The 12,427-nt window shown below is 46.2% G+C and carries 10 protein-coding genes; 1 reads left to right on the forward strand and 9 read right to left on the reverse strand.

The genetic code is table 11. The features are described from left to right. The first annotated feature begins 81 nt into the window (after nt 1-81). Nucleotides 82-1,353: an HlyC/CorC family transporter gene (locus AB6D93_RS05950; RefSeq protein ID WP_017063233.1), complete on the forward strand. Its 1,272-nt coding sequence runs from the start codon at nt 82-84 to the stop codon at nt 1,351-1,353. Between the two features lie 97 nt (nt 1,354-1,450). On the opposite strand, the gene luxS is transcribed toward AB6D93_RS05950, so the two are convergent. The 9 genes from luxS to AB6D93_RS05995 form a co-directional block, all read right to left on the reverse strand. Next, nucleotides 1,451-1,969, reverse strand: coding sequence for an S-ribosylhomocysteine lyase (luxS, locus tag AB6D93_RS05955; protein ID WP_017056597.1), 519 nt, complete (start codon nt 1,967-1,969; stop codon nt 1,451-1,453). Between the two features lie 24 nt (nt 1,970-1,993). Then, complete coding sequence (locus AB6D93_RS05960; protein ID WP_017629422.1) at nt 1,994-2,644, reverse strand: hypothetical protein; 651 nt, start codon at nt 2,642-2,644, stop codon at nt 1,994-1,996. A 10-nt stretch (nt 2,645-2,654) separates the two neighbouring features. Then, entirely contained in the window at nt 2,655-4,223 is a 1,569-nt protein-coding gene (gshA, locus tag AB6D93_RS05965; RefSeq protein ID WP_102331920.1) for a glutamate--cysteine ligase, read from the reverse strand. A gap of 99 nt (nt 4,224-4,322) precedes the next feature. Next, complete coding sequence (locus tag AB6D93_RS05970; protein ID WP_102331919.1) at nt 4,323-7,181, reverse strand: pitrilysin family protein; 2,859 nt, start codon at nt 7,179-7,181, stop codon at nt 4,323-4,325. Between the two features lie 9 nt (nt 7,182-7,190). Next, a complete protein-coding gene (locus AB6D93_RS05975; RefSeq protein WP_017059555.1) occupies nt 7,191-7,652 on the reverse strand; it encodes a YqaA family protein in 462 nt (153 codons plus the stop codon). 6 nt (nt 7,653-7,658) lie between these two features. Then, a complete protein-coding gene (locus AB6D93_RS05980) occupies nt 7,659-8,612 on the reverse strand; it encodes an NADP-dependent oxidoreductase (protein ID WP_017065778.1) in 954 nt (317 codons plus the stop codon). Between the two features lie 171 nt (nt 8,613-8,783). Beyond that, nucleotides 8,784-9,914 (reverse strand): sodium ion-translocating decarboxylase subunit beta, encoded by a 1,131-nt coding sequence (locus tag AB6D93_RS05985; RefSeq protein WP_019825842.1) that lies wholly within the window; start codon nt 9,912-9,914, stop codon nt 8,784-8,786. Nucleotides 9,915-9,923: 9 nt separating this feature from the next. Beyond that, entirely contained in the window at nt 9,924-11,699 is a 1,776-nt protein-coding gene (oadA, locus tag AB6D93_RS05990) for a sodium-extruding oxaloacetate decarboxylase subunit alpha (RefSeq protein WP_017059560.1), read from the reverse strand. A gap of 31 nt (nt 11,700-11,730) precedes the next feature. Beyond that, nucleotides 11,731-11,988 (reverse strand): oxaloacetate decarboxylase subunit gamma, encoded by a 258-nt coding sequence (locus tag AB6D93_RS05995; protein ID WP_004741884.1) that lies wholly within the window; start codon nt 11,986-11,988, stop codon nt 11,731-11,733. Nucleotides 11,989-12,427 lie beyond the last annotated feature (439 nt).

The raw sequence follows: 12,427 nt of genomic DNA on the forward strand, positions 1-12,427 counted from the left end.
TGAGTGCAATACATTCAATTGACATCTCGACCATGTTCGGTCATAAATTAATCAAGATACACAAATAGGAAAAGAATAGTTTTGGACGACATATCAACGGGTATCTTATTTGCGCTACTCGCGTGTCTCATTGTAATTTCTGGTTATTTCTCTGGTTCCGAAACGGGCATGATGTCCCTGAACCGCTACCGTTTAAAGCACTTGGCCAATACGGGTCATAAAGGTGCCAAACGTGTAGAAAAACTTCTGAACCGCCCAGACAGATTGATTGGCCTCATCCTCATCGGCAACAATCTCGTCAACATTCTTGCATCTGCGATCGCTACTATTCTTGGTATGCGCATCTACGGGGATATCGGTGTGGCTATCGCTACTGGTACCCTGACTCTCGTGATCCTAGTATTCGCCGAGGTAACCCCAAAGACCATCGCTTCTCTATTTCCTGAACGTGTCTCTTACGCGAGTAGTATCCTTTTGATGATACTGATGAAGGTGCTATCACCATTGGTGATCTTAGTGAACTTCATTACCAACGGCTTCATTCGTATCTTAGGCGTTAAAGCCAGCCATGATGCAACCGACCACTTGAGCTCCGAAGAGCTTAGAACCGTGGTAAATGAAGCCGGTAGCTTAATCCCTCAACGTCACCAAGATATGTTGGTGTCTATTCTGGATTTAGAGCACGTCACCGTGAACGACATCATGGTGCCGCGTAATGAGATTACTGGTATCGACATCAATGACGACTGGAAATCGATCGTTCGTCAACTTACCCACTCGCCTCATGGTCGCGTAGTGCTGTACCGTGACCAAATAGATGAAGTGGTCGGCATGCTTAGGCTGCGTGAAGCTTACCGTCTGATGCTTGAAAAGAACGAATTCAATAAAGAAACCCTGTTGCGTGCCGCGGATGAGATCTACTTTATTCCTGAAGCGACACCACTCAATATTCAACTGCTTAAGTTTCAACGCAATAAGCAGCGCATCGGTTTGATTGTTGATGAGTATGGCGACATCAATGGTTTGGTTACATTAGAAGATATTCTAGAAGAGATCGTAGGTGAGTTTACCACCTCAATCACCCCAAGCTTATCTGAAGAGATTACTCCGCAAAGCGATGGCAGCTTCTTGATTGAAGGCAGTGCCAATATCCGAGATATCAACAAAGGCTTACAGTGGGCACTGCCTACCGATGGCCCAAGAACGCTGAATGGTTTGATACTGGAACATCTTGAAGATATTCCTGAGAGTCACCTGAGTGTTCAGGTTGCCAGCCACCCAATGGAAATTGTTGAGCTTGAAGAGAACCGCATCAAACTGGTTCGCGTGTTCCCACAGATTGTGAACGGCTAACTGAGTTATCACTGAAGCTCACATAAACAAAAGACCCGGTTCATTGAACCGGGCCTTTTAGTATCTAACTCGCCCTATCTAGGGTAGCTATCAATGACTAGTCGATCTTAAGCTCTTGCAGCATAGACTCTGGCAGTGCCAGTTCATCATTCTTGTTTACAGAGATGCCTGCAGCGATGATCGCATTCGCGATCTCTTTCGCTTCATCCAAAGAGTGCATTGCCGCGGTACCACATTGGTATTCGTTCAGCTCAGGGATCTTATTCTGGTTCTCAACTTTCAGTACGTCTTGCATCGCTGCCAACCAACCGTCAGCCACTTGTTGTTCTGTAGGCGTACCAATCAGGCTCATGTAGAAACCAGTGCGACAGCCCATCGGTGAGATATCGATGATCTCTACATCTGAACCGTTCAATTGATTACGCATGAAACCAGCATATAGGTGCTCTAGAGTATGGATACCTTTCTCAGATAGGATGTCTTTGTTTGGCGCAGTAAAACGCAGGTCAAACACAGTGATGGTATCCCCTTTTGGGGTTTGCATTGTTTTAGCAACACGAACGGCAGGTGCGTTCATGCGTGTGTGATCAACAGTGAAACTATCTAATAAAGGCATTGCTCTTCTCCATGACGGCTGGCTTTAGAAAAACCAGCTTCGATTGTCTTCTAGTTCTTTGCGGCACTGTTTCAGCTGCCATCCATAATCTTTTGCTTGCTGTTCGACTTTGCGCGCCACCTTAATTAGCGATGGCTTGCTGTTGTATGACTTACGCTTATAACCACCACGGCCTTCATGATAAGCCAGGTATTGGTTATATGGGTCCCATAGTGAGATGCCCAATTGACGACGCGTCTCGCTGGTATACCAACCGATGAACATCAATGCATCATCAAAGTTGGTTCTTGAACCACCGTTATTGGTCGCCTTTTGGAAGTCTTCCCAAGCAGGATCTTGAGCTTGTGCATAACCGTAGGCACTGCTTACACGCCCCCACGGTATAAAGCCAAGAATGTAATCTTTAGGTGGGCGCGCATCATGACGATAGCTACTCTCTTGTTTCACAAAAGCCATCGCAACGTTAATCGGCGTTCCCCATTCTTCTTGCATATCCAAGGCATCTTCATACCATGAAGGGTGCTCTCGAAAGATGCTACACAAATTATCTTGCTGCTTTGGCGGTGGCGTTGCACATCCAACCAACAGGCTAGAGACAACACCAACAGTCACTACAGGTAACCATTTACTACTCACTCGAGTAGGCTGACCTAATAAGGCTTGCTTCCTTTCCACCAAAGTCTCGCTATGCTTTTAAATACGAAAAATAATCCGCTAAGAAGCTATCAAAATCTTGAGTGCTTGCTTCTTCACTTTGTTGCTGAGCAATCACAGAACGTTGAACTTCTGCTTCCATCAACTCAGCTGAATATACTTTGTATTGGTGCGCTTTGTGTTGCTGAGCGTACGTTTTACCTAACGCGCAACCCACTTTACCTAAGCCGCCCAATTTTTTGGTCTCTTCTAGCAACTGGCCAGAAATAGTTAGCTCAGGGTTATCAATCCAAGCCTCAAGCGTATCGCATGTTTCTTGGTATGCACGACCACCTTGTTCAGCGTCCATCATCTCGGCAATAGAGCGCAGATCTTTGAAGACACGCTTCGCCCAATCTTGCAGAGACAATCGCTCACCATGACAACCGATTTGCAGCTCTAGACCAACCTGACGACCTTGTAGGATCACCTTGTTCCAGTTATCGCGCCAGCATTCAAGCTCGCAGTTATCCATCTCAGCAGAGTCCGTTAGCACACTCCACGTTAGGAATAAGTCTAGGAAGCGAACCTGCTGCTCATTGATACCAATTGAGCTGAATGGGTTTACATCTAAAGAACGAACCTCAATGTACTCAACACCACCGCGTGCCAATGCTTCAGATGGTTTCTCACCACTCTTCGCGACACGCTTAGGGCGGATTGGAGCGTAAAGCTCATTTTCAATTTGCAGTACGTTGCTATTCAACTGACGGTATTCACCATCAACCTTAGTGCCAATCTCGGCAAATTCTTCTGATGGTGTGCGAATCGCTTGATTCAAACCTTCAAGGTATTGGTCTAGGCTGTTGAAACCAATCTTCAACACACTTTGCGCACTGTTCGTGTAGCCAAGGTCGCTCAGGCGCAGCGCCGTTGCTTTTGGCAGATACAATGTCTCACCAACCTTTTCAAAAGGTAGGTTTGTTTCTCTTCCTTTGATGAAAGAAGAACATAGCGCAGGTGAAGCACCGAAGAAGTATGGGATTAACCAACCAAAGCGGTAGTAGTTACGAATCAAACCAAAGTAAGCATCTGACTTAGATTCACAACGCGCTTCTTCAGTTTGCTCTCCAAACAGGCTATCCCAAAAGCTTTCTGGGAAAGAGAAGTTGAAGTGAACACCAGAGATAATCTGCATCAGGCTACCGTAACGACGTTTTAGGCCTTCACGATATAGGGTCTTCATCTTACCGTTATTCGAGGTGCCGTATTGCGCTAGCTGAATGTAATCTTCACTGCCAACGTAACAAGGCATAGAAAGCGGCCATAGTTTTTCGCCGTCTAACTTGGTTTGCGTGAAGTGGTGGATATCAGACAACTGATTCAAAAGCGTCGGAACGTCGTTAGAAACAGGCGTGATAAATTCCAGTAGCGACTCAGAGAAATCGGTCGTTACCCATTCGTTCATCAACGCAGATCCCAAAGCCTCAGGGTGCGGCCCAGTAGCAAGGTGCCCATCTTCCGTGTAGCGTAATGTTTCCCTTTCAACACCACGACCAAATTGAGAGAAGGTCTTAGGGTTGGTTGCAACTTGCTTTAGTCGCGCAGCAAAATCAGTCAAAATTCAGTTCACTTATCTTATATTGTTCTGATTAGAACTATCATAAATTAGGTTGGAGGAGAAAAGTAGAGTCTCTTCCCTCCCCCTTTAATGTGTACTCTAACGAATGATTTCAAGCTCTTCTATTGGAATATCTAACTTTTCTAATTGCGGGCGAAGCGAAGTCGCGTCACCAACAACGATTATTTGATAATTATTCGGGTCAAACCATTTCTTAGATAGCTCGTTTAAGGTCTCTTTTGAAACCGTTTCAACTATCTGATTACGCTGTTGTAGGTAATCTTCATCAAGGCTCAATGCAACAATATTACTCAACAACCCCGCCTTTTGACTTGGCGTTTCGTATTTAAGTGCATCTTGTTGACCGACGGCAAGGCGCATAAATTTCACCTCTTCGTCAGTTAATCCACTTTGGCTAAACTCATTCAGCTCATTAATAAACTCTTGAATCGATGGAACCGTCGCATTCGCCCTTACCTGCGCGCTAAATACCACTGCGCCAGTTTCACGAGTACTTGCGAAGTAACCGCTTGCACCGTAAGTGTAGGCTTTGTCTTCACGTAGGTTCTGGTTGATACGGCTATTGAAGTTGCCCGCTAAGTTAAAGTTAGCTAACTGGCTCAAATACAATTCACCCGTTGCATCAAACGGCAGGCCTTTACGAACCAAGCGAACAATGCTTTGCGGCGCACCCGGTTTATCGACTAAGTACAGGTGCTGACCAGAAAGCTCTTTGACGATCTGTGGACGCGTTAATGGTGCCGCATCGCCTTGCCACTCTTCAAAGAATTGTAGCTGTTTCCCTACCTCTTTCTTCGAGATGTCTCCCACAACAACAATATTGGCACCTTCTGGTGTGTAATGTTGCGCATAGAATTTTTTCACATCGTCTAAGGTCAATTTCGATAGAGATTCCTTAGTACCATCACTTGCACGAGCAAAAACAGTGTCACCAAACAGCACTTCACGGGTTGCTTGAGAAGCCATCCAACTTGGCTGCTGATGCTGATACACAACGCCTTCTAGCATCTGTTTCTTAACGCGCTCAAAATCTTGCTCATCGAACTTAGGATCGAATAGAACCTCTTGCACAATCGCTAAGGTTTGAGGCAAGTTTTTCTCTAGCGTCGAGACTGAAATATCTGTGGTGTAGCTGCCCGCACTAATGCTCACGCTGCTACCAAGTTTATCTAAGGTCGCTTGTAACTCTTCAACGGTTCGTTTAGTTGAGCCTTCTTCCATCATCGAAGCCGTTAGGTTCGCTAGGCCTTCTTGCCCTTTGCGAACATAGCGTTCGCCTGCAGGCAATTGAATTTGCAGCTGTACTGTCGGCGTTTCACTGGTCACGGTACCAATTAAGTCAGTGCCATTTGCAAAGTGCATGCGGTACAACTCAGGCATGGTCGCCTCAACACCAAAGTTCACTTCTGGCATCACACTGCGATCAAAGGTATCCGGTGCCTTTCTGAAATCCAGTTGATCTTCCGTCACCTTGCTGTATTCCGGCAACGTACGTGGTGGCGTGGTAAAGGTCGCTTCACGAACCGCCAAATCGAGCTTTTTCTTAGGAACCACACTCAAGGTAACCTTGTGCTTACCTTCGATGAAATCTTGGTATGCCTTGCTCACGCTCTCAGGCGTCACCGCTCGGATTTGATCGAGTTGTGATTCAATGCGATCAGGCTGACCATAGAAGGTTTGGTTCGACGCGAGTTGCGACACCTTACCTTTAACGCTTTGCAATGCAAAAACAGCATTCGCTTCGGCCATGCCAGTGATCTGGTCTAAACGCTCTTGCTCAACGCCCTCTTTCGAGAATTGCTCCAGGGTATCCATCAGCTCTTTATTGAGAACCGTCAAATCGCCTTTTTCACCTGAGTTGCCCATTGCATACACGTACATGGTACACGCCAACTCAGCACAATCATGGAAAGAGCCAGCGCTGACGGCCTTCTGCGTTTTTACGAGGTTTTGATATAGGTAACTGTTGGTACCTGAACCTAACACGTTAGACAATGCATTCAGTGAAGCTTGCGTCTCTTCACCGCGATACGTTGTTGGCCACCCCACCAGCACCATCGGCTGACGAATATTGTCTTCTAAGGTGATGTATTTATCTTCTGTTAGAACAGCAGGTTGCTTCTCTGCCGCCTTCACTTCAGGGCCTTGAGGAATTGAACCAAAGTACTTGTTAACCCATTCTAGCGTGTCATCAACGTCGATATCACCACCAATCGTTAACACGGCATTGTTTGGGCCGTACCAACGCAGGAAGAACGCTTTAAGATCATTCACGTCAACACGGTCAAGATCTTCAACATAGCCGATTGGTTGCCAAGAGTAAGGGTGACCTTCAGGGTAAAGCGCTTCGCCCATGCGTTCCCACATCAAGCCGTAAGGACGATTTTCGTAGCTCTGCGCTCGCTCGTTCTTGACCGTGCCTCTTTGAACCTCAAATTTCTTCTGAGAAACAGCATCCAACAAGAAGCCCATTCGGTCTGATTCTAACCACAACATTTTCTCAAGTTGGTTAGAAGGAACAGTTTCAAAATAGTTGGTGCGGTCACGGTTGGTCGTGCCGTTTAACGAACCACCCGCTTCGGTAATGATCTTAAAGTGCTGTTGGTCACCAACGTTCTCTGAACCCTGGAACATCATGTGCTCAAAGAAGTGAGCAAATCCCGACTTGCCTATCTCTTCACGTGCTGAACCGACGTGATAAGTTACATCAACATGCACCAACGGATCGGAATCATCAGGGGAAAGAATAACTGTCAGACCGTTTTCAAGCTGATACTTGGTGTAAGGAATCACTACTTTATCTTTAGAGGGCTTAACCTCTTCTAACAGAGTGACACCTTCAGGTAACGAGGAAAAGAAGGGCGTTGAGCTAGGTACATTGTAAGAACAGCCAGCAATGGCGATAAGAGAAAATGTACCAAGTAAAACCTTTTTCATAGGTTCTCCTTAGAAAAAACCGAAGTAGATAGCAGCAAGTAAGCTATAGCGAGCGGCTTTGCCAATCGCTATCAAAATAACGCTAGGGATGAATTTCATTCTTAGCCAACCCGCAGCGAGACACAAAGGGTCACCAATGATCGGTAACCAACTAAATAACAGTGTCCAGTAGCCATAGCGACTCAGCCAAGCCATAGCCTTATGACCATGCTTTTCAGATTGAGTTCGATTAGGCAACCACAAACCAATCCAATAGTTAGTCAGGCCGCCTAAGGTATTGCCTAATGTCGCCACCAGAATGATCGATGAGGTTGAAAACTGATCTAAGCTCAATGCAGCCACAAGGCTAGCTTCTGAACCACCGGGTAGTAACGTGGCACTCAAGAAGCCACTGATGAAGAGTACCCACAGCGCCGAGTCCGAGAACCACAGCGCGATATTTTCAAAAAGGGAGTTAAAAAATTCTAACACTGCCTATCAACTTTCTTGCATTTTAAGTAGCACCTTGCCTCTGGTGTGTCCGGTTTCAACCTGCAGGTGCGCCGACTGCGCCTCGTCTAACTGGTAGATACCTTGAATTTCTGTTTTGAGCAATCCGACACTGACCATGTAAAGCATGGTGTCCATTTGCTCAGGGTTTGGTTCAACCAGCATGCCTGATGCAGTAAAACCTAATAGTGTTGCTTTCTCACAGATAAGTTCTGCAGATAGAGTCGGTACTGTCACTACTCGCGCGCCATCTTTTAGGCACTTCAATGCATCAAGCGCGGTATCGCCACCGACCAAATCAATCAACACATCGACATCAGATACTCTTTCTGATGCTGGCGCAAACTTATAGTTAATCGCGTGAGCACCTAGCGTCGCAAGGTAATCAAGATTGGCTTCGCTGCAGGTTGTGTAAACCTCAGCTTTTGCTGCCACTGCAATTTGAACCGCAAGGTGACCAACGCCGCCCGCGCCCGCTAAAATAAGCACGCGGTCGCCTTCTTTCACTTCGGCTTTGTTGAGCGCTTGTGCCGCTGTTTGACTCGCAAGTGGTAATGCAGCTGCCGCTTCTAGAGTGACAGAATCAGGAACCATACTTAATGCAGCTTCTGGAACACACACATATTGGCTGTAACCGCCACCTTGCAGTGGAAAACCAATAAAGCCAGCCACGTTATCACCAACAGTAAAGCGTTCAGCCTGTTCGCCTAGCGAGACAATTTGCCCTGAAATATCGTAGCCAGGCACCCAAGGCAGGTTATCTTTGTTTTGTGCTGCCGCCCAACCAAGACCCGCTCGGGTTTTGACATCAATCGGATTAATGCCTGAAAAGGAAACTTTAACCACCACTTCTCCAGCCTTAGGCTCAGGGATCGCACTGGTTTGAATACTTAGGTTTTCGACGCCGCCGAATTGAGTAATCGCAATCTGTTTATTTTCCATTCCACATTTCCTTGATTGATAAAAGCCCTAGTGAGCAAGCACCCTAATTAATAAAAAGAAAGGGATGCGAAAGCATCCCTTTGACTATAAACCATTTAATAAGGCTAAGTTAACCGCTCATTCGTAAATTGACGACCAATTAACGTAACGATACATGACCCAGCAAATCCACTAGCCCACGAGAGCTAATAGAATGCCCGCCGCAACCGCACTACCAAGTACACCGGCTACGTTCGGACCCATTGCATGCATCAATAAGAAGTTCTGAGGGTTTGCCTCAAGACCAACCTTGTTCACAACACGTGCCGCCATTGGAACCGCCGATACGCCAGCTGCGCCAATCAGTGGGTTGATGTCCTCTTTCGAGAATCGGTTCAACACCTTAGCCATCAATACACCACCCGCCGTACCGATACTGAACGCGACCGCACCTAAACCTAGAATACCCAGTGTTTCTAAGTTCAAGAACGTATCCGCTTGAAGCTTAGAACCAACCCCTAGACCTAGGAAAATAGTTACAACGTTAATCAGTTCGTTTTGAGCTGTTTTTGAAAGGCGATCAACCACACCCGCTTCACGCATTAAGTTACCCAAACAGAACATACCAACTAGAGGTGTTGCTGAAGGTAGGAACAAAATCGTCATCAGTAGTACAGCAAGCGGGAAAAGAATCTTCTCGGCTTTGCTAACGTGACGAAGTTGAGCCATCTTAATTTTGCGCTCTTCAGGAGACGTTAACGCTTTCATGATTGGTGGCTGAATGATAGGAACCAAAGCCATGTAGCTATAAGCCGCTACTGCAATGGCACCTAAAAGATCCGGAGATAACTTGCTTGCCAAGAAGATCGCAGTTGGGCCATCGGCACCACCAATGATCGCAATTGACGAAGCATCGGCCATCGAGAACTCCATTCCTGGAACGTAGTTCAGCAAGATCGCGCCAAATAGCGTCGCGAAGATACCAAACTGAGCCGCAGCCCCTAGCCACAACGTTTTAGGGTTCGCAATCAACGCACCGAAGTCCGTCATCGCACCAACACCCATAAAGATCAGCAGTGGGAAAATACCTGTCTCAATACCAATGTAGTAGACGTAGTAGAGCAAACCACCTGGATCAGTAAACCCAGCATTTGGAATGTTTGCTAATACAGCACCAAAACCAATAGGCAGTAGAAGTAACGGTTCAAATCCTTTACGAATTGCCAAGAACAACAGTAAGCAACCAACCAGCATCATACAGATCTGGCCGAACTCAAAGTTCGCAATCCCTGTTTCAGACCATAAGGTCATCAATCCTTCCATGGTACTCCCTTACGCTAAGCTTAGTAGTGGAGCGCCTACAGTAACTGCATCGCCTTCTTTAACATTCAATTCTTGAACGATACCACCACGAGCAGCACGAACTTCCGTTTCCATCTTCATCGCTTCTAGGATTAGTAGAACGTCGCCTTCAGAAACCTCAGTACCCGCCTGAACGTTTACTTTAAAGATGTTACCCGCCAATGGAGCTGGAACCGCTTCAGCGTCAGACGCTGCTACTGGTGCAGCCTGAGCAGGTTTTGCAGATGGCGCCACCGATGTCAGTTCACCTTGTGGGCCAACTTCAACATCGTAAACTTGACCGTCAACCTTCACGCTGTAGCTTTCAATACCACCAGAAGCTTGTACAGGAGCTGCAGCAACTGGAGCTGCAACTTCTAGCGTTGGTGCTGGTTCAAATGCTTCAGGGTTACGACGGTTCTTAAGGAACTTAAGGCCCACTTGTGGGAAGAGCGCGTAAGTCAGTACGTCATCAACCGTATCTTCAGCTAGAGAGATACCCTCTGATTTCGCTTTCTCTAACAGATCCGTCGTTAACGTATCCATTTCAGACTTAAGTAAATCAGCAGGACGACAAGTAATCGGCTCTGCGCCGTCTAGAACTTTCGCTTGCAGTTCAGCATCAACCTCAGCCGGAGCTTGACCGTATTCACCTTTCAGTAGACCAGCAGTCTCTTTCGTGATGCTCTTATAGCGCTCACCGGTTAAAACGTTAATAACCGCTTGAGTACCGACAATCTGAGAAGTTGGTGTTACTAAAGGAATGTAACCAAGCTCTTTACGTACGCGTGGGATCTCTTCTAGAACTTCATCCATGCGATCGGCGGCGCCTTGCTCTTTAAGCTGGCCTTCCATGTTAGTTAACATTCCGCCAGGAACTTGAGCGATTAAGATGCGAGAATCGACACCTTTTAGCTGACCTTCCCATTTCGCGTACTTTTTACGTACATCACGGAAGTAAGCCGCGATGGGTTCGATTTGGTCTAGTTTAAGATTCGTGTCGCGCTCTGTACCTTCTAACATCGCAACAACCGTTTCGGTTGGCGTATGACCGTAAGTACAGCTCATTGAAGAAATAGCGGTATCTAGAATGTCGATACCCGCTTCAACGGCTTTAACCGCTGTTGCAGTCGATAGACCAGTTGTCGCGTGGCTATGCAGTGCTAGAGGAACGTCACACGATGCTTTGATACGTGTAATCAGCTCTTCTGCTTCATACGGCTTTAATAAACCTGACATATCTTTGATACATAGTGAGTGACAACCTAGGTCCTCTAGGCGTTTGGCCAAATCAACCCAAGTATCTGAGTTGTGAACCGGACTGGTTGTGTAAGACAACGTACCTTGAGCGTGGCCACCAACGTCGATCGTTGCTTTCACTGCTTTTTCAAAGTTACGTACGTCATTCATCGCATCAAAGATACGGAATACGTCCATGCCGTTTTTATGGGCACGTTCAACAAATTTTTCTACTACATCATCCGCGTAGTGACGGTAACCCAACAGGTTTTGACCACGCAGTAGCATCTGCATTGGTGTGTTTGGCATCGCTTTTTTAAGTTCACGTAAACGCTCCCATGGATCTTCTCCAAGAAAACGGATACACGAATCAAATGTCGCGCCGCCCCAAGTCTCTAGAGACCAGTAACCGACTTTATCCAGTTCTGCCGCAATTGGCAGCATATCTTCGATACGCATACGAGTAGCAAATAGTGACTGGTGCGCGTCACGAAGTACCACATCTGTGATAGCTAGTGGTTTAGACATGCTCATAAACTCCTTTTTAATCCTTTAAATGCTACTTAGCAGTAGACGCACGGTATTGATGAACCGCGGCCGAAATTGCTGCCACTACCTGTGGACTAACAGCTGAAGGGTTTGATTGTGATTTTTGAATTTTTTTAGGTGCTGCGATCGGCTCTGGTACTTCTTCTGGTACCAGTTTTGACATCAACCGAACGAGGTAAACTAGAATAGTTAGGAAAATAAAGACAACGGACATCCCCGTTATCATTAGAGTCGCCGCATCTCCTAGCAGGCTTCCAATATTAGTCATGTTGCTTCCTTTCTTCGTCATCCTGACATACGTACAGGATTTCAGCGAATAGTGATCCCGACCCATGGATTATCTCGATTGGTAAAAGTTTGTCAATTTTGTTTAAGGTTCTGTTACGGATAACGCACACATAAGGTTAATTATTCGCCTATCAGATCACATAAATCTGTCAAATACGTCATTTTTAGATATTTAAACTGTGACTTAAACGGGGCTTTTCTGGGAATTGATATGAGAAAGGTGGAATAACAAAGAAGCAATCAAGAACTACTTTAAATACAACAAGTTAAACAACGAACAAATTTAACATTGTCGCAACAAATTTGCAGCAGACATAAAAAAAGCCTCGTATAAATGAGGCTTTTTCTAATAATGTGGCGCGCTCTGGAGGATTCGAACCTCCGACCGCCTGGTTCGTAGCCAGGTACTCTATCCAGCT

This window comes from Vibrio sp. 10N.247.310.23 (genome assembly GCF_041467155.1).
Classification (GTDB): Bacteria; Pseudomonadota; Gammaproteobacteria; order Enterobacterales; family Vibrionaceae; genus Vibrio; species Vibrio crassostreae_C.

Excerpts from the sequence above, each read along its gene's own strand:
- AB6D93_RS05995 (WP_004741884.1), bottom strand. The coding sequence starts at position 11,988 with ATGACTAATATTGGAAGCCTGCTAGGAGATGCGGCGACTCTAATGATA.
- AB6D93_RS05985 (WP_019825842.1), bottom strand. The coding sequence starts at position 9,914 with ATGGAAGGATTGATGACCTTATGGTCTGAAACAGGGATTGCGAACTTT.
- AB6D93_RS05980 (WP_017065778.1), bottom strand. The coding sequence starts at position 8,612 with ATGGAAAATAAACAGATTGCGATTACTCAATTCGGCGGCGTCGAAAAC.
- AB6D93_RS05970 (WP_102331919.1), bottom strand. The coding sequence starts at position 7,181 with ATGAAAAAGGTTTTACTTGGTACATTTTCTCTTATCGCCATTGCTGGC.
- oadA (WP_017059560.1), bottom strand. The coding sequence starts at position 11,699 with ATGTCTAAACCACTAGCTATCACAGATGTGGTACTTCGTGACGCGCAC.
- luxS (WP_017056597.1), bottom strand. The coding sequence starts at position 1,969 with ATGCCTTTATTAGATAGTTTCACTGTTGATCACACACGCATGAACGCA.